This window comes from Shimia sp. R10_1, assembly GCF_017744095.1.
In the GTDB taxonomy this organism is placed as follows: Bacteria; Pseudomonadota; Alphaproteobacteria; order Rhodobacterales; family Rhodobacteraceae; genus Shimia.
In genome coordinates this window covers 232,883-250,800 of sequence record NZ_JAGHQX010000006.1, presented here as the reverse complement: position 1 = coordinate 250,800, position 17,918 = coordinate 232,883, and the positions used below count along the sequence as shown (strand labels likewise).

The following is a 17,918-nucleotide window of genomic DNA, read 5'->3' as shown; positions in this document are numbered from 1 at the left end:
GGTTAGCGGATGGGATCAAAACGAGCGCTGGTTTGCGTACAGTCTTTGATCACATCACGCCCACAAGGCACGGGTTCGAGCGCTTTGCTGAGGCAGATTCGGGCTTCCTGAATGAATTCGCCGCGGCAGGTGATGGTCACCATATCCGCCTCTAATTTGGGGTTTGCCTTCAGGAATGCCGCTTCGACCACGGCGGCGGGCAGGGTGACGGTTTCTTCGATTTTGCGAAAGACCTGTGGCCGGGTGATGCTGTCATAGGCCTGCCGTGCGGTGGTGTAGTAGTCTTCGCCAGTTAGGCCAGAGCATGTGCCGTGTTTCTTCCATTGATACCATGCGAGACCTGAGGTGCCCATGATGTCGGCCATGGCATTGGTGAGATGGCGTGGCGGGTTGCGCTCTGCTGAGCTGCAGTAGGAGGGCCAGCCGCGATGGAACTGTGGCCAGAGGCCGTGCATGATCCAGCCGTGATCTTCTGATGTGTCACATTGCGGGCTGCCTTTGGCGTCCCCTTCCATGGCGCACCAATTTGGGGACCAGCTGAGGGCCAGCACGTAGTAGTCGAACTCTCCGGCTTTTTCGCCTTCGGCCCAGAGGGGCAAAGCGGTTAGGGCCAGACAGGCCGCTGCAAGCAATGCACGCATTCACTCTTTCCTTTTTTCCACAACCGCACTATATCGGGCGTAAGTTCCCCGACAACGGAAACCCGCACCAGACCATCGGTGCCGTCTGACAAAAGTCAGGCGTCAGGTGAAATGTATCCAGGTTGGGGTCAGAGAGCGTAAGGAGTTAAGACATGGCCAAGCTGCTGCACCCAAAGGCCACCGCCGTTTGGCTGGTGGATAACACCACGATCAGCTTCAAACAGATTGCTGATTTTGTGGGCATGCATGAGTTGGAAATTCAGGGCATCGCGGATGGCGATGTTGCGGCAGGCGTGAAAGGGTTTGACCCGGTTGCCAACAACCAGCTGGTTCAGGAAGAGATCAATGCTGCGGAAAACAACCCGCTGCATAAGCTGAAGCTGAAATTCAACGCAGCGGCTTCTGGCGAAGAGAAACGCCGTGGGCCACGCTACACGCCGTTGTCCAAGCGTCAGGACCGCCCGGCCTCCATCCTGTGGCTGGTGAAGTTCCACCCGGAGCTTTCCGACGGTCAGATCGGCAAGCTCGTTGGCACAACCAAGCCAACCATTCAGGCGATCCGCGAGCGGACCCACTGGAACATCGCCAACATTCAGCCGATTGACCCTGTGGCGCTTGGCCTTTGTAAGCAGTCCGAGCTCGACACTGCCGTGAACAAAGCGGCGGCGAAGAAAGCGGCGGAAGGTGGCATCATGTCTGATGATGAGCGTCGCAAGCTGGTGTCCACGGAGCAGTCGCTCGAGATGGAAGCGGAGCCGAAGATCCCATCTGCGATTGAGGGTCTGGAGACCTTCTCGCTGGCGGATGACGAGGACGACACAGATACCCGCAGCGATGATGATTTCGCAGATGCGGATAGCTTCTTCAATCTGCCAGGTGGCGACGACGAAGAACAGCCACGATAAGTCTGGCAAGACACAGATAGAAAGGGCCGTGCAATTTTTTGCGCGGCCTTTTTGTTTCTCGGCGTTGTAGGGCTGCGCCTGAACACGATCTTAAAGTGGTTTGCGTGCGTTCAGAGCTGCGCTGATGGTGCCCTCGTCGAGGTAGTCGAGTTCACCGCCCACGGGGACGCCTTGCGCCAGTGAGGTGAGCGTGACCTGCTCTTCCAATTGGTCGGCGATGTAGTGTGCAGTGGTTTGACCATCCACAGTGGCGTTGAGTGCCAGAATCACTTCGGTGATGCCCTCGCTGATTACACGATCCATCAAGCGCGGGATGGACAGGTCTTCTGGTCCAACCCCTTCGAGTGCTGAGAGCGTGCCACCAAGCACGTGATAGCGCCCGTCAAAGACGTTTGTGCGCTCCATGGCCCAAAGATCGGACACGTCTTCCACAACACAGAGCACACCCGTGGCGCGTTTTTCAGACGTGCAGATTTCACAGATATCAGTGGTGCCGACATTGCCGCAGTTGAGACACTCGCGAGCGCTCACAGCGACGGCTTGCATGGCGTCGGCCAGCGGCGTGAGCTGCAGGGTGCGTTTGCGGATCAGATGCAGGACTGCGCGCCGGGCGGAACGGGGGCCAAGCCCGGGCAGCTTGGCCATCATTTCGATCAGCGTATCAATTTCGGGACTGCTCATGTCCGGGCCTTTTCTAGCGGCGATTTTGCCTTTTATAGCAAGAAAATGCCCGGTGCACAGAAGGGTTTCTGAGCGGTTAGAAAGGCAGTTTCATGTCGGCGGGCAGGCCGAGTTCAGAGGTGATTTTGCCCAGCTCGTCTTGTGCGCGTTCAGCGGCTTTGGCCTGTGCGTCTTTGATAGCTGCAAGGATCAGATCTTCGACCACTTCTTTGTCATCTCCGTTGAAGATGGAGGGATCAATATCGAGCGCTTTCAGCTCACCTTTGGCAGAGGCTGTGGCTTTCACAAGGCCAGCACCGCTTTCGCCGACAACCATGATGTTGTGCAGCTCTTCCTGCATATCTGCCATCTTGGTTTGCATTTGCTGGGCTTTTTTCATCATGCCGGCCATGTCGCCGAGATTGCCTAGACCTTTGAGCATTGGTCGTCTCCTAGAGGATTTCTTTGCAGCTTAGATACGGGCGGAAAGACCTTGGAACAAGGGGGAGCCGTGTCGAAGTCGCGTGATGAACGCTTGTTGTGTTTCGTGACGCTTGTTTGCGATGGAAACGGGTTTCCAGATCGTTTCCAAGACGGCTGGTCTACGACCGTTCGCACCTGAAATGGTCCACTGGACCATTTCCTAAACGGTGCTCACTCCTCAAACGGGTCCCATTCGTCTTCGACCTCAGGGAGCGCCTCGGCAAGCGCTTCATTGGCGAGGTCTCGACGGGATTTGATGTCTGTGATTTTCGCCTTTGGGAACGCGTCCATCAGGGCCATGACAAGCGGATGAGCTTCGGCCTCTGCGCGCATCTGATTGGCGGCGGCATCGCGGATTTCGGCAACCGTTGGCGCACCACCCGTGTTGACCAGCGTGACCGCCCAGCGGCTGCCGGTCCAGCGTTGCAGGCGGCTGCCGAGACGTTGCGCGAGATCGTTGGGTGCTTTCGGGGCGGGCTCAAATTCAATCCGGCCCGGCGAATAGTTGGCCAGCCGCACGCCGCCCTCAACCTCGACAAGCAGCTTCACATCACGCTGCTGGCGGATCAGCTCGATCACATGTTCAAAAGTCGGATATTTGGCCAGAGCGGCCACATCTTGGCTGGCCAGTGCAACGACTTGGCCTGCTCCAGCACGAGCGGAGACGCCGCCACCCTGCGGCGCGTGGCTCATGGGGGCGCCCTGCGCCATCGTGTGGCCGCCAGCGGGTTGTCTCATGCCATTGCCACCACCGGGTGGGCCGGGAGGTGGGGGCGTGTCTTGCAGCTTGCGCAGCAGCTCTTCCGGGCTGGGCAAATCGGCCACGTGGGTCAAGCGGATGATGGCCATTTCCGCCGCCATCATGGCGTTGGGGGCTGCGGCCACCTCTTCAAGCGCTTTGAGCAACATTTGCCACATGCGTGTGAGCACGCGCATGGGCAGCTCGTTGGCCATGGTCAAGCCACGGGCGCGCTCATCGGGGCTGACGGTGGGGTCTTCGGCAGCTTCTGGCGTGATTTTCACCACAGAGACCCAGTGGGTGATCTCCGCGAGATCGCGCAGAATGGCCATTGGGTCGGCCCCATCGGCATATTGCGCCGACAGCTCGTTGAGCGCATTTCCAGCATCGCCGCGCAGGATCATATCAAACAGATCAAGGACGCGTCCGCGATCGGCGAGACCCAACATGGCTCGGACCTGATCTGCAGTGGTTTCGCCAGCCCCATGAGAAATGGCCTGATCGAGCAGGGAAGTGGCGTCACGGGCCGAGCCTTCGGCGGCACGTGTGATCAGCGCGAGCGCATCTTCGGCGATTTCCGCGCCTTCTGATGTGGCGATGCGGGTGAGCATGCCAATCATGTCTTCTGGTTCGATCCGGCGTAAATCAAACCGCTGGCAGCGGGACAGAACAGTGACCGGCACTTTGCGAATCTCGGTGGTGGCGAAGATGAATTTGACGTGGGCGGGCGGCTCCTCCAGCGTTTTGAGCAGCGCGTTGAACGCGCTGGTGGAGAGCATGTGCACCTCGTCGATGATGTAGATTTTGTAGCGGGCGGAAGCCGCGCGGTAATGCACCGAGTCGATGATTTCGCGAATGTCGTTCACGCCGGTCCGGGAAGCGGCGTCCATCTCCATCACGTCGACGTGGCGGCCTTCCATAATCGCTTTGCAGTGCTCGCAGGCTCCACAGGGCTCCGTCGTTGGGCCGCCTTCGCCATCTGGACCGATGCAGTTCATACCCTTTGCGATGATTCGCGCTGTGGTGGTTTTACCCGTCCCGCGAATCCCTGTCATGACAAAGGCTTGCGCGATTCGGTCTGCTTCAAAGGCGTTTTTGAGCGTGCGCACCATGGCATCCTGCCCGACAAGATCCGCGAAGGTTTCGGGGCGATATTTGCGCGCGAGAACCTGATAGCCGGTGTCGGGAGTGTCGGTCATGGTCGTCCTGTGAGGTTGCGGCTCGAGGAATTCGGGCCAAAAGATTCGGGTGGTCAGTGGCGGTGGTCTGACGCAGGTTAAGCGGCAGGGCCTGTCGCGTCCACCGGATATAGTGGGCATAGTTGCTGCGGACGCGCTCTGCAAATGACAGCAGCCGCGCGTGTGAGCTTTGGAGGGGAGAATGACGCAAGAATTTAAGATCTACCCATGCGCGGTTTCTGATGGGCAATTGGCGCTGTCTCCCGCTCCGGGCGCGGCAAGGCCGCTTGCAGAGGCGCTGGAGGCGATTTCAAACTGGGGTGCTCAGCATGTGGTGAGCCTCACGGAAGAAAGCGAAATGATGGCGCTGGGCATGCAGTCTTTGGGCGACGGGCTGACACGGTTGGGCATTCATTGGATACATGTTCCAATCGCTGATTTCGATATCCCCAACGCAGCGCAAACTGAGCGTTGGGCCGTGATAGAGGCGCAACTCCTGCAGGCTTTGAAAGCTGGCGAGCGCGTGTTGGTGCATTGCCGCGGCGGATGCGGGCGCTCGGGGATGATGGTGCTGAAGTTGATGATGGCCGTGGGGGAAGCGCCAGAGGGCGCATTGGCGCGATTGCGCGCGATCCGGCGTTGCGCGGTGGAAACAGATGCGCAGATGTCGTGGGCAACCGGTGGACTGATACAGACAGTTTGAGGCAACCAAACAAAAAGACCGCAGCGGGGCTGCGGTCTTTTGTTTTGCGATTGTGGTATCAGCGTTACTGGCCGATTGTCTCAAGATACGCGATCAGGTTTGCGCGATCCTTTGGCTTCTTGAGGCCAGAGAAGGCCATTTTCGTACCGGGCGCGTAGCTTTTGGGGTTGGTGAGGAACCCGTCCAGATTTTCTGGGGACCAAACGTCTGCAACTTGCTCAAGTGCGCCTGAGTAGCTGAAGCCATCAACCGAATCGACTGTACGGTTCACAACGCCAAACAGGTGAGGGCCAGTGCCATTGGCACCATCTTCGAGTTTGTGGCATGCCTTACACTTGCTGAAGACTTTTGCGCCTTTGTCGACGTCCGCACTTGCGAGCAATTCTGCAAAGGTTGGGCCTTCTTCAGCTTCGGCCGCGCCGCTTTCCGCACCTTCAACTTCAATCACATAGGCTTGCTTTGCATGGTCCCCGCCGTGCCCTTTGGGGCCGGTGTGGTAAAGCGCTTCAGCGGCCCAGCCGCCCAGCATGAATATCAGCAGGGCGCCGCAGAGAGCGCCAACAACTTTGGTGATCGTCATCGTGTCAAACATGCTACGTTTCCATTTCGTGGCGTTTTCCGAATTTCTAAGCGCTTCCCCTATGATAACGCAAGGTGTACTTACCGCGACCAAACGCCCCTATCTGCGCAAAATGGCGCTCAAATCGTGGGGCAAGGGAGCAGGGATGACCAAGATGACCAATCGCATCGCATTTCAGGGCGAGCTCGGCGCATATTCGCACGAAGCTTGCCAGAACGCGCGTCCGGACATGGAGGCGATGCCCTGTCGTTCGTTTGAAGATGTCATCGATGCGGTGAAGTCGGGCGCGGCGGATCTTGCGATGCTGCCAATTGAGAACACCACCTATGGCCGCGTTGCCGATATTCATCGACTGCTGCCTGAAAGTGGCTTGCATATTGTCGATGAGGCCTTTGTGCGCGTGCGGATCAGCTTGATGGGCCTGCCGGGCGTCGCGCTGGACGAGATTGATACTGTGCGTGCGCATATGGTGCTTTTGCCGCAATCTGCTGAATTTTTGAAAGCACATGGAATCAAAGCGATTTCTGCAGCTGATAGTGCAGGCGCTGCGCAGGATCTGGTGGCGCACAAACGCGCCAACGAAGGGGTGTTGGCGTCTGAACTTGCGGCAGAAATTTATGGTTTGAATGTGCTGGCTACAGACGTGGAAGATCACGGCCACAACACCACACGCTTTCTGATCATGGCGCGCGAACCTGATTATGCCCGTCGTGAAGACCGCAAGATGATGACCACATTTGTCTTTGAAGTGCGCAACATTCCTGCGGCGCTTTATAAGGCGATGGGTGGGTTTGCGACCAACGGTATCAACATGACCAAGCTCGAAAGCTACATGGTTGGTGGCAGCTTCACCGCGACCCAGTTTTATGCCGATATTGAGGGGCATCCGGAAGATCCGGCGGTTATTCTGGCAATGGATGAGCTGCGCTATTTTACGACCAACGTTTCGATCATCGGTGTCTACCCGGCAGATCGCGATCGTGTGTCCTAGGCCCGCGAGAGTTTTGACAAAGCAAAGGCGTCGAAAGGCGCCTTTGGTGTCTGAAACAAGGCCAACGTTTATGTGCTTTGGCGGTAACGTTCCTCGAGATCCGCACGCATTCCAGTCAGTCGCGACCGTATGCGTTTGTTGATGTTGTTGCGGGCGAGTTTGAGAGATTGCAACAGAAGCCTCGATGACAGCGTTTTTGCTTTCATGCCGCTCCAGAACTGAACGCGGGTCTTCGTACGTGAAAGCGCGACCAATTCAAATTTGATATCTGTCTCAAGACCTTGGATTTTTGCACGCATTGCGATCTCATTGGGTGCATCAAGACGGGTCATTTCGAGATTGACGGTGCGGGGTTTGCCACGCAACAGAAACGCAATTTCCCAAATTGCCCCAACACCCGCTTGGGGGAGGCTGTCCAGCCTTGTGACCTCCGCGCCGCGCCGCAATGCAGACCGTTCATAGACCTCGACGTCGCTTAGCATGATAAAGGCCTGCTCAATTGGCACGTCGATGTCTTCTCTTCCGGTCAGTTCCATTGGGCCTCTTTGGGGAATGTGATGTGGGGAATGGGATTAGTCTGCTCTCTGTGTGCGATTTTTGCGTCAATCCAGCCTGTCTGCAAGCCAATTTCTCAAAAGAAAATGAGCAATTGCGCCTTTTCGAGCCGGCTTGATGAATGGATGCGTTCCGGCAAAAACATCCAGCATTTCCTCTCGACTGACCCATAGTGCATTTTCGAGTTCGTTGGGATCGACGGTGATGTTCTCACTCAGTGCGGTGCCTTTGCATCCAAACATCAATGATGAGGGGAACGGCCAAGGCTGGCTGGCAAGGTAAGACACCGCGCCAACTTTGATGCCGGCCTCTTCTACCACTTCGCGCCGCACAGCGGCTTCCAGTGTTTCTCCGGGTTCTACAAACCCTGCCAAAAGCGAGTACATGCCTTCCGGCCAGCCAGGAGAGCGCCCCATCAGCACATTGTTTCCATGAGTGATGAGCATGATCACCACCGGGTCGGTTCTGGGGAAATGTGACGTGTTACATGTGGGGCAATCACGCTGCCAACCTGACATTTTCATGCGGCTTTCTGAGCCGCAGGCGGCGCAGAATCTATGCGATTTATGCCAGCCATAGATGGCGCGGGCGGTGGCAGAAAGCTCTGCGTCCCGTGGCGAGAGACGGACCATTGCGGCACGCAGTTCTACAAATAGATGATCCTTTGCCAAAATCGGGTGATGTTGCACCGAAGGATCAAAGAACTGATTGAGCGTCGTCAGATCCTGCGCTTCGGGTTCCCATGCAGAAATATCGTGTGCAAACAGGGCGGTGCCGTCTTCTGACAGGCCCAGAAAAATGGGGGGAACAGGGGGATTATGGGCCTCAGCAAGGATCGGATGGTCCATGGGGACTTGCACAAGCTGATCGGTGTTTTGACCGGAGAGCAGAACCTTACCGCGCCACAAAATCATTGTGCGGCTGGTTTCGCTCTTTGCCAACTCATTTGCCTTTGAGCCGCGCAACTCTGCCGCGCGGTTGAGGCTTGAGCCTCCAAATGTAACGGTTTCTGCGTGTCTCATGCCTGGCTCCCTCTTGCGGATGATGAGTGACATGATCGCGCGGCAGCTGCAATCGAAAGGCAGAGTGCTCTGGTATTGCGCGCCGCGGGTGCTTGCATCTGCTGCAAAGCCAGCTTATATCCCTGCTCGAGAGGTTGGCGCGGGTAAGCGCCTCGCCAACCCGGTCAGATCCGGAAGGAAGCAGCCGTAACGAGCCCCGCTTGGGTCGTTGTCCAGCCTCTCACCTTGATCTTCCGTGAAATTCTCTGAATACCCAGTATTTTGGGTCGCAAGCGTGCTTTGATGTGTCAAGAGCGGGCTTATGGCTTTGTTTTTGGATTATTTTTTATGTGGCGCGTTTTTACGGGGGGCGATCAGCTAGATTGCGCTGCTGCGAAACATTCACGCCATATTGAGAGATTGAGAACTTGAAGTTGGTCGGCTGAAACCTTTAGCTTAACTAACACGTAATCACAGTGAACATGTGGGTGCAGGAGAGGCCAAATGACCGAAAAGACCATCAGAATCGCTGGACCCATGTTTGACCGCCGAGGTGCACTGCGCCTTATGGGAGGGAGTGCGCTGTCGATTGGGGCAGGACTCGGAAGCGGAATGGCTTTTGCCAGTGACGATGAAGTCATCCGATCCCACGGCTATTCGTTCTTTGGGGATCTCAAGTATCCTGCGGACTACCCACATTTTGACTACGTGAACCCAAACGCCCCCAAAGGTGGGCAGATCACGCTCAGTTCGCGCGGAACTTTTGACGGGTTCAATCGCTTTGCATGGCGTGGGAACCCGGAAACCGCATCCGGCGTGGTGGCTGAGGCGATGTTTGCAGAAATGCCATGGGGTGGCGGCGCCCCGGCGGACTCGATCACGGAAAGCTATTGCCTGATTGCAAAAGAAGTTGAGTACCCCAAAAGCAAAACCTGGTGCGTTTTCCACATGCGTGATGATGTGGTTTTTCGGGATGGATCCCCACTTAGAGCTCAGGATGCGGCCTTCACGCACAATCTTTTTCTGGAGCAAGGCATTCGGTCCTACGCGCGTTCCGTGAAGGAGCGTATCACTGGCGTTGAGGTCATCGATGATCACACCATCAAATACACTTTCGCGGATGGTATCTCCCGCCGCTCGCTGATCAGCCAAGTTGGCTTCACGCCGATTTTTTCGGAGGCGTGGTATCAGGAAACAGGTGAGCGGCTGGATGAACCTTCGGTGCTGTCTCCGATGGCATCCGGGCCTTATCAGGTCGGCGAGTATGAGTTTAACCGCTATGTGGTCTATGAAAAGAACCCGAACTATTGGGGATGGGATCACCCGGCGAACATCGGTCGTTTCAACTTCGATCGTGTGCGGATTGAGTATTTTGCAGATGCGACCGCAGAGTTTGAGGCCTTTAAGGCGGGTGAGTACACTTTCCGCACAGAGGGATCGACCAAGCGCTGGGCGACCGGATATGACTTTCCGGGCATTGAAAATGGCACTGTAAAGAAAGTGGCTTTGCCAAGTGGCACCGCGCCCAACAACAGCGGTGTGATTTTCAACACACTGCGTGCGCCGCTGGACAACCGCGATGTGCGGCATGCACTGTCACTGGCATTCAACTACGAATGGACGCGGGAATCTCTGCAATATGACCTGACCACGCAACGCAATTCCTTTGCTGAAGGGCAGGAATGGGAAGCCAAAGGTGTGCCAGAGGGCGCAGAGCTTGCCCTTCTGAAATCCTTGGGGGATGTGGTGCCGGCGGAGATGCTGACGGAAAGTGTGGTGATGCCGCACACGTCCAAAGCCTCTAACCCCATCGACCGACGCAACAAACGTGCAGCCTTAAAACTGTTTGAAAAAGCCGGTTGGACCGTCAATGACAACGGTCAGATGGTTGATGCCAGCGGTGCGCAGATGTCGCTTGATTTTCTGGTGCTGTCGAGTTGGGATGAGACCCGCCTTGCGACGATTGAAGCCTATGTGAAGACGCTGGCCAACTGGGGCGTTAAAGTCAAAGCGGATAAGGTGGACAGCGCGCAGGGACAGCAGCGGTTCCTCGATAAAGACTACGACCTGATTTATACGCGCATTCTGACATTCTCTGCTGCGGGCGCTGGCTTGAAGCAGCTGTTTGGGTCCGAAACCGCCGAGGTCTCTTCTTACAACCCTTCAGCACTGCGCAGTCCGATGGTGGACGCTCTCATCGATGCGGCGCTAGAGACAACGTCGCGTGAAGATGAGGTTGTTGCGCTAACGGCATTGGATCGTGCCTTGCGGTATGAGCGCGTGATTGCGCACGCGGGTTATGTGCCAGAGACTTGGGTGTCTTATTTCGACATGTTTGAACATCCAGAAGAGCTGCCGCCTTACGCTGTTGGAGTGCTTGATTTCTGGTGGTACAACAAAGAAAAGCACGAGGCTTTGATCGCCTCGGGCGCGCTGAGGAAGTAAGCTTTGGGCGCCTATATTCTCCGCAGACTTCTGCTCATCATCCCGACGTTGCTTGGGATCATGATCATCAATTTCACGCTTGTGCAATTTGTTCCCGGGGGACCGGTTGAGCAGGTGATCGCCCGCATGCAGGGCGAAGGGGATGTGTTCTCCGGCTTTGCGGGAGGCAACGAAGACGTCGGAGGGGAGGAAACTTTCGGCTCTGACAGCGAATATCTGGGCGCGCGCGGCTTGCCGAAGGAGTTCATCGAGGAGCTTGAGAAAGAGTTCGGCTTTGACAAGCCACCGCTGGAGCGGTTTCTCAATATGATGGGCAACTACCTGACCCTTGATTTTGGCGAGAGCTACTTCCGCAAAATTACTGTGATTGATCTGGTGCTTGAGAAAATGCCGGTGTCGATCACGCTTGGGCTTTGGTCGACGTTGATAGCCTATCTGGTGTCTATCCCGCTTGGCATACGAAAAGCTGTCAAAGATGGCTCGCCGTTTGATACTTGGACCTCAGGGGCGATCATCGTGGCCTATGCGATCCCGGGATTTCTGTTTGCAATCATGTTGCTGGTGCTCTTTGCCGGCGGCTCCTACTGGAAGATCTTCCCGTTGCGTGGACTGACCTCGGACAATTTCCAAGACCTCACAATGATGGGCAAAATCCTGGATTATATGTGGCACATCACGCTGCCTGTGGTCGCTTCCACGATTTCAGCGTTTGCAACACTCACATTGCTGACCAAAAACAGCTTTCTGGATGAGATCAAGAAACACTATGTGATGACCGCGCGGGCCAAGGGGTTGAGCGAGGGGCGCGTGCTTTATGGCCATGTGTTCCGCAACGCCATGCTGATTGTGATTGCAGGGTTCCCGGCTGTGTTTATTGGCGTTTTCTTTGGCGGCTCGGTCCTGATCGAAACCATCTTCTCACTGGATGGGCTGGGCCGGCTTGGGTTTGAGGCCGCGGTGGCGCGGGATTATCCGGTGATCTTTGGCACCTTGTTTGTGTTTGGCCTGATCGGTCTGGTGGTCGGGATCCTGTCGGATTTGATGTATGTGCTGGTTGATCCACGCATCGACTTTGAGAAGAGGGAAGGCTGATGGCTCTGTCCCCCCTGAACCAGCGTCGCTGGAACAATTTCAAGCGCAATCGCCGTGCTTTCTGGTCGCTCATCATCTTTTGCGTGGCCTTTGGTGTGTCGCTCTTTGCGGAGCTGATCGCCAACGACAAGCCGATCCTCGTGAACTATCGTGGTGAGTATTTTACGCCCGTGTTCAAGTTCTATCCTGAGACCACCTTTGGCGGCGATTTCAAAACCGAGGCGGACTACAAAGATCCGGTGGTGTCGTGTTTGATCGCTACGGGTGGTGTTGAAGACTGTTTTGATGTGCCCGAAGACATTATCGAAGAGCTGGATGCCGGTACCTACAGTGCCGATGGCTTGGATCAAGGCTGGGCGCTATGGCCGCTCATTCCTTACAGCTATGACACGCCAGTGGATCGATCTGGTGCGGCGCCACTGCCACCGGATGGGCAGAACTGGCTGGGCACAGATGACCGCAAACGCGATGTTCTGGCGCGTGTCCTGTATGGGTTCCGACTGTCGATATTCTTTACTTTGGTTGTGACGGCGGCAGCGAGCCTGATTGGCGTTTTCGCAGGCGCCGTGCAGGGTTATTTTGGCGGTTGGCTCGATCTGATCTTCCAGCGGGTGATCGAGATATGGGGCGCGACGCCCAGCCTTTATATCATCATCATTATGTTTGCGATTGTGGGGCGCAGTTTCTGGCTGTTGGTGCTGCTGACGGTGCTGTTCAGTTGGACAGCACTTGTGGGCGTTGTGCGCGCCGAATTTTTGCGGGCGCGGAACCTTGAGTATGTCCGCGCGGCCAAAGCGCTGGGCGTGAGCAACCGGGTGATCATGTTCCGCCATATGCTGCCCAATGCGATGGTGGCGACGGTGACCATGCTTCCGTTTATTGTGACCGGTACGATCAGCACGCTTGCCGGGCTTGATTTCCTTGGCTTTGGCTTGCCATCCTCTGCACCAAGTCTGGGCGAGTTGACATTGCAGGCAAAGCAGAACCTGCAGGCGCCGTGGCTCGGCTTCACCGCTTTCTTCACTTTTGCCATTATGCTCTCGCTTTTGGTCTTCATCTTTGAAGGCGTGCGCGATGCGTTTGATCCTAGAAAGACCTTTTCATGAGCATTCTGGACGTCAAAGATCTGCGTGTGGGGTTTCGCCAAGACGGGAAACTGCATCAGGCTGTCAAAGGTGTGTCTTTCAGCGTGGATCGCGGAGAAACTGTTGCGCTGGTGGGGGAGTCAGGCTCTGGCAAATCGGTGACCGCTTTGTCCACTGTATCGCTTTTGCCGGGCAGTGCCGAGGTGCAGGGTTCTGTTCACTATGACGGTAAAGAGATGGTCGGCGCGCCAGACGATTTGCTGCGGCAGGTGCGCGGCAATGATATCAGTTTCATCTTTCAGGAGCCTATGACGAGCCTGAACCCGCTGCATACGCTTGAGAAGCAGTTGGGAGAAAGCTTGGCCCTGCATCAGGGCGTGGTTGGCGATGAGGCACGTGGGCGCATTCTGGACTTGCTCAACAAGGTTGGGTTGCGTGACGCAGAGCAGCGCCTGACCGCCTATCCGCACGAGCTTTCCGGTGGGCAGCGGCAGCGGGTGATGATCGCCATGGCGCTCGCGAACAAGCCGGACATTCTGATTGCGGATGAGCCAACAACTGCGCTGGATGTGACCATTCAGGCGCAGATTTTGGAGCTTCTGGCGGAGCTCAAGAAATCCGAAGGCATGGGGCTATTGTTCATCACCCATGATCTGGCGGTGGTTCGGCGGATCGCAGACAAAGTTTGCGTGATGAAAGACGGAGAGATCGTCGAGGCAGGGCCGGTTGCAGACATTTTCGAAAACCCACAGCATCCCTATACGCAGCTCTTGTTGAGCGCGCAGGCCAGTGGACGGCCTGCACCGGTGCCTGAGAGCGCGGACGTTGTGAGTGACGCGCAAAACCTGCGCGTTTGGTTCCCGATCCAAAAGGGCCTGCTCAAACGTACAGTTGGGCATGTGAAAGCGGTGAATGATGCAAGCCTGACGGTGCGCGCGGGGGAGACGCTTGGCATCGTGGGGGAAAGTGGTTCTGGCAAGACCACCTTGGCACTGGCGATGATGCGTCTGATCTCGAGCGAAGGCAAAATCGGCTTTGTCGGTCAGGATGTGCGCAAGTGGAACACACGCCAGCTGCGTGCGCTGCGCAAGGACATGCAGATTGTGTTTCAGGATCCGTTTGGCAGCCTGAGCCCCCGGATGACCTGTGAACAGATCATTGCTGAAGGGCTGGGTGTTCATGGTAATCCCGATGGGCGCGACACGCGCACGCTTGTGGCAGAGGTCATGGAAGAAGTCGGGCTAAACCCAGAGACTATGGATCGGTATCCGCATGAGTTTTCGGGTGGTCAGCGCCAGCGGATCGCGATTGCGCGCGCGATGATCCTGCGCCCCAAGCTGGTGGTGTTGGACGAGCCGACATCTGCATTGGACATGACCGTGCAGGTTCAGATTGTTGAATTGTTGCGCAACCTGCAGGAAAAATACGGTCTCGCCTATCTGTTCATTAGCCACGACCTGCATGTGGTGCGTGCCATGAGCCACAAAATTATGGTGATGCGCGCGGGGGATGTGGTGGAGCAGGGCACGGCCGAGGCACTGTTTGAAAATCCTCAGACCGACTATACCCGCGAACTTCTGGTGGCAGCACAGGGCTGATCCAAAAACCGGCAGTCGCCGCGATCAAATCGCGGCGCTGTGTTGGGCTTTGCTCATGTCATAGGCATCGAATGCGCGCGCAATCATACGCGTCAATGGCCGTGCATGCGGCGGAATCACCAACGCGTTGCTTTCAAGCGCAAGCATGTCGGGAAACTGTGCCATGACAGTTGAGAACATTTCGTTGAGCTTGGCGCGTGTGATACCAAACTGATCGACAATTTCTTGTGCATCAATGCGGAAGTCGCACATCAGTGCTTCGATCAAGCGCCCGCGCAGGAGATCATCGCCTGTAAACTTGTGGCCACGTGACGTGGTGAAGCGACCTTCGCGTACGCCCGCGGTATAGGCTGAAGTTGCTGGCGCATTCTGTGCATACCCTTGAGGGAAGCGTGCGATGGAGGATGCGCCGACCGCCAGAAGCACATCTGCGGTGTCATCGGTGTAACCCTGAAAATTGCGGCGCAGCGTGCCGTCGCGTTGTGCGACAGAGAGCCCATCACTTTTGGTGGCAAAGTGATCGATGCCGATTTCGTCGTAATTGTCCCAAAGGAAAAGTTGGCGCGCCGTTTCAAACAATGCAAGTCGCTCTTGCGGTGTGGGCAGGGCGTCAGACGGGATCATCTGTTGGCGCTTGGCCATCCAAGGCACATGCGCATAGCCATAAAGCGCGACGCGGTCAGGTGATAGCGACAGCAACTTCTGTACGCTTTCGGTGATGCGCGCTTGGGTTTGATGTGGCAGCCCAAACAGGATGTCGGCATTCACGCTTTGAACCCCGAAACTGCGGATCATCTCCACCGCTTCGCGGGTGATGTCATAGCCTTGAATGCGGCCAATGGTTTGCTGGATGTCATCGTCAAAGTCTTGCACGCCAATGGAGGCTCGGTTCATGCCAGCTTTTGCAAGGACTTCTAGGCGGGCGTGATCGATTTCATTGGGGTCAATTTCCACAGAAAACTCACCATTTTCTGCCATTGGCGCCACATCAAAAATTGCGCCCGCAAGCTCTTCCATCATGCCCGGTGCGAGCAATGTTGGTGTGCCGCCTCCCCAATGCAAACGTGACAGGCTGACGCCGTCAGGTAAGATAGATTTGAGAATCAACAATTCTTGCTTTAGTGTTTCCACATATGACGCAACCGGCGAAAGCGTGGAGGTGCCTTGCGTGCGGCAGGCGCAGAACCAGCAGAGGCGGCGGCAAAATGGCACATGCACGTATAGCGAGACTTCAGATCCCGCAGGAATGGCTTGGATCCACTCCTTATAAGTATCTGGAGTTACATTGTTTTCAAAATGCGGGGCGGTGGGATAACTTGTGTAACGCGGCACTTTCGCGTCAAATAACCCTAGCTTCGCCAATTGTTTTTCCGTTTCCATGGGCGTAGGGGATAGCTCGAATCGTGGTACAGTATCCTTGACCCAGATCAATTCTAGGTATGGCAGAAGTAATGACTGATCTTACAAAGTTTGTTGGTGGTTGTGAGAGCTGCCCAATTCAGCACAGAGCAGTGTGCGCGCGTTGTGACGCGGATGAGCTCGACCGCCTGGAATCCATCAAGTATTATCGGAGCTTTGAAGCGGGCCAGACGATCATTTGGTCGGGCGATCGCATGGAGTTTGTCGGTTCGATAGTCTCAGGGATTGCCTCACTGACCCAGACAATGGAAGACGGACGCACCCAAATGGTGGGTTTGCTGCTGCCCAGTGACTTTGTTGGTCGACCTGGGCGTGATGCGGCCACCTATGATGTGGTGGCCACGACCGATGTTGTGATGTGTTGTTTCCGTCGCAAACCGTTTGAAACAATGATGGTGGAGACCCCACACATCGCGCAACGTCTGCTTGAAATGACATTGGATGAGCTGGATGCCGCGCGGGAATGGATGCTCGTGCTTGGGCGCAAGACGGCACGGGAGAAGATTGCAAGCCTGTTGTCTATTCTGGGCCGCCGGGATGCGGCGCTTAATCTTGCGGGTCAGGATCAGGAAATGGTTTTTGATCTGCCTCTGACACGTGAGGCCATGGCGGACTATTTGGGGCTTACGCTTGAAACTGTCAGTCGCCAGATTTCGGCGCTGAAAAAGGATGGCGTGATTGTTCTAGAAGGCAAGCGCCACGTAACAGTGCCAGATTTTCAACGGCTGTTGGATGAGGCGGGCGACGACTGTGATGGTGGCATGATGGCCTGACCGGCCTTTGTGAAAGAACGTGAAACGGGCGCCACTGGGGCGCCCTTTTTTATGCGCGATTGCGGCTCTTTCAATGGGCTAGGAATACAGGCAACGGGGCGTGTTCCAACATGTTGCGTGTGGCGCCGCCGAGAATGGCTTCGCGGAATCTGGAATGGCCATATGCCCCCATCACCATCAGATCTGCATCTGTGTCGGTGGCATGGCGCAGGAGAACATCAGAGACACGCGGCTGTGTTTTGGACAGCACATCAACCTGCACATTGACACCGTGTCGTGCCAAGTACTGCGACAACAGTCCGCCCGGATCGGATCGGTTGGGGCCGTGTGAGGGCGGATCGACGACAATCACATGGACGGTTTCGGCCATCTTGAGGAACGGCAGCGCGGCGCGTGCGGCTACCAGTGCTTCTGCGCTTTCGTTCCAGGCCAGACAAACTGTCTTGGGGGTTGTCATGGGCGCCACTGATTCTGGAACCATCAGCACGGGGGCCTGACCTTCGAACAAAGCGGCCTCAATGGTAGGTTCAAGTTCGGTCCCGCAGTTTTTTCCATAAGGTTTGGGCAAGATCACCAGATCGGAGAAGCGGGCGCGGCTGGCAACGTGGCGGCCCAGATCTGCAATTTGAGCGACACCAATGTCACAGGCCCAACGCAGCCCGCTGTTGCTGAGTTTCGCTTCGGCGGTTTTGCGAATCTCTTCGGCTTCGTCATGCGCGCGCTTAAGCATTTCTTGCATGAGCAGGGCGTCGGCTCCGCCATAAAAATAACCTGTTTGCGACCGGTCAACGCCAAGTGCCAAGACGTCCAAATGGGCATCATGGGCCTCGGCGAGCGCCATGGCCTGAGAGAGGGACGGAACGGAAACATCAGCGTCGGTCATGACGCATAGGAGAGTTTTGAAGTCCATAGTGAGGCACCTGCTGTGTGAACAACCCCCTTGGGGTTTGAAGAAACGGCCCACGCGAGGAGTTTTGCGGACCCTGATAGGATTAGTCTCACACGACCGGTTACTTTCCTTGATGCAGATCAAGGCGGTCAAAGGGCTGCGCACGCAAAAGATGGTTTGT

At 56.2% G+C, this 17,918-nt stretch carries 17 protein-coding genes and 1 other RNA gene; 9 read left to right on the top strand and 9 right to left on the bottom strand.

Annotation, left to right across the window (positions count from 1 at the left end):
• Positions 1-2: 2 nt before the first annotated feature.
• Positions 3-641, bottom strand: coding sequence for a ribonuclease T2 (locus tag J7413_RS13375; RefSeq protein WP_209098973.1), 639 nt, complete (start codon positions 639-641; stop codon positions 3-5).
• A gap of 152 nt (positions 642-793) precedes the next feature.
• On the opposite strand from J7413_RS13375, the gene J7413_RS13370 reads away from it, so the two are divergent.
• On the top strand, positions 794-1,546 hold the full coding sequence (locus J7413_RS13370; RefSeq protein WP_209098971.1) for a DUF1013 domain-containing protein: 753 nt from the start codon (positions 794-796) through the stop codon (positions 1,544-1,546).
• A gap of 90 nt (positions 1,547-1,636) precedes the next feature.
• Here the strand turns inward: J7413_RS13370 and recR are convergent, their stop codons facing one another.
• The 3 genes from recR to J7413_RS13355 form a co-directional block, all read right to left on the bottom strand.
• On the bottom strand, positions 1,637-2,227 hold the full coding sequence (recR, locus tag J7413_RS13365) for a recombination mediator RecR (protein ID WP_209098969.1): 591 nt from the start codon (positions 2,225-2,227) through the stop codon (positions 1,637-1,639).
• A gap of 76 nt (positions 2,228-2,303) precedes the next feature.
• Positions 2,304-2,648 (bottom strand): YbaB/EbfC family nucleoid-associated protein, encoded by a 345-nt coding sequence (locus J7413_RS13360; RefSeq protein ID WP_209098967.1) that lies wholly within the window; start codon positions 2,646-2,648, stop codon positions 2,304-2,306.
• A 212-nt stretch (positions 2,649-2,860) separates the two neighbouring features.
• Positions 2,861-4,747 carry a DNA polymerase III subunit gamma/tau gene (locus J7413_RS13355; protein WP_209098965.1) on the bottom strand — a complete coding sequence of 629 codons (1,887 nt, stop codon included), beginning with the start codon at positions 4,745-4,747 and terminating at the stop codon, positions 2,861-2,863.
• 61 nt (positions 4,748-4,808) lie between these two features.
• Here J7413_RS13355 and J7413_RS13350 point away from each other — a divergent pair, with 61 nt between their 5' ends.
• On the top strand, positions 4,809-5,309 hold the full coding sequence (locus tag J7413_RS13350; RefSeq protein WP_209098963.1) for a dual specificity protein phosphatase family protein: 501 nt from the start codon (positions 4,809-4,811) through the stop codon (positions 5,307-5,309).
• A gap of 64 nt (positions 5,310-5,373) precedes the next feature.
• Here the strand turns inward: J7413_RS13350 and J7413_RS13345 are convergent, their stop codons facing one another.
• Positions 5,374-5,901, bottom strand: coding sequence for a cytochrome c family protein (locus J7413_RS13345; RefSeq protein WP_209098961.1), 528 nt, complete (start codon positions 5,899-5,901; stop codon positions 5,374-5,376).
• 142 nt (positions 5,902-6,043) lie between these two features.
• Here J7413_RS13345 and J7413_RS13340 point away from each other — a divergent pair, with 142 nt between their 5' ends.
• Entirely contained in the window at positions 6,044-6,880 is an 837-nt protein-coding gene (locus J7413_RS13340) for a prephenate dehydratase (RefSeq protein WP_209099156.1), read from the top strand.
• Positions 6,881-6,948: 68 nt separating this feature from the next.
• On the opposite strand, the gene J7413_RS13335 is transcribed toward J7413_RS13340, so the two are convergent.
• Positions 6,949-7,416 (bottom strand): SRPBCC family protein, encoded by a 468-nt coding sequence (locus J7413_RS13335; RefSeq protein WP_209098959.1) that lies wholly within the window; start codon positions 7,414-7,416, stop codon positions 6,949-6,951.
• 66 nt (positions 7,417-7,482) lie between these two features.
• Positions 7,483-8,457, bottom strand: coding sequence for an NAD(+) diphosphatase (gene nudC / locus J7413_RS13330; RefSeq protein ID WP_209098957.1), 975 nt, complete (start codon positions 8,455-8,457; stop codon positions 7,483-7,485).
• A 127-nt stretch (positions 8,458-8,584) separates the two neighbouring features.
• Here nudC and ffs point away from each other — a divergent pair.
• The 5 genes from ffs (at position 8,585) to J7413_RS13305 (ending at position 14,656) form a co-directional block, all read left to right on the top strand.
• Positions 8,585-8,683, top strand: an RNA gene (gene ffs / locus J7413_RS13325) — signal recognition particle sRNA small type.
• 257 nt (positions 8,684-8,940) lie between these two features.
• On the top strand, positions 8,941-10,881 hold the full coding sequence (locus tag J7413_RS13320) for an extracellular solute-binding protein (RefSeq protein WP_209098955.1): 1,941 nt from the start codon (positions 8,941-8,943) through the stop codon (positions 10,879-10,881).
• Between the two features lie 3 nt (positions 10,882-10,884).
• Positions 10,885-11,973, top strand: a complete 1,089-nt coding sequence (locus J7413_RS13315; RefSeq protein WP_209098953.1) for a microcin C ABC transporter permease YejB — start codon at positions 10,885-10,887, stop codon at positions 11,971-11,973.
• Positions 11,973-13,079, top strand: coding sequence for an ABC transporter permease (locus J7413_RS13310; RefSeq protein ID WP_209098952.1), 1,107 nt, complete (start codon positions 11,973-11,975; stop codon positions 13,077-13,079). Before J7413_RS13315 ends, J7413_RS13310 begins: the two co-directional genes overlap by 1 nt.
• A complete protein-coding gene (locus tag J7413_RS13305) occupies positions 13,076-14,656 on the top strand; it encodes an ABC transporter ATP-binding protein (RefSeq protein WP_209098951.1) in 1,581 nt (526 codons plus the stop codon). The genes J7413_RS13310 and J7413_RS13305 overlap by 4 nt, the downstream gene beginning before the upstream one ends.
• Before the next feature lie 24 nt (positions 14,657-14,680).
• Here J7413_RS13305 and hemN read toward each other — a convergent pair whose 3' ends face one another.
• A complete protein-coding gene (hemN, locus tag J7413_RS13300) occupies positions 14,681-16,036 on the bottom strand; it encodes an oxygen-independent coproporphyrinogen III oxidase (RefSeq protein WP_209098950.1) in 1,356 nt (451 codons plus the stop codon).
• A gap of 71 nt (positions 16,037-16,107) precedes the next feature.
• On the opposite strand from hemN, the gene J7413_RS13295 reads away from it, so the two are divergent.
• Positions 16,108-16,848 carry a transcriptional regulator FnrL gene (locus tag J7413_RS13295; protein ID WP_209098949.1) on the top strand — a complete coding sequence of 247 codons (741 nt, stop codon included), beginning with the start codon at positions 16,108-16,110 and terminating at the stop codon, positions 16,846-16,848.
• A gap of 70 nt (positions 16,849-16,918) precedes the next feature.
• Here J7413_RS13295 and J7413_RS13290 read toward each other — a convergent pair whose 3' ends face one another.
• Entirely contained in the window at positions 16,919-17,758 is an 840-nt protein-coding gene (locus J7413_RS13290) for a universal stress protein (protein WP_209098948.1), read from the bottom strand.
• Positions 17,759-17,918 lie beyond the last annotated feature (160 nt).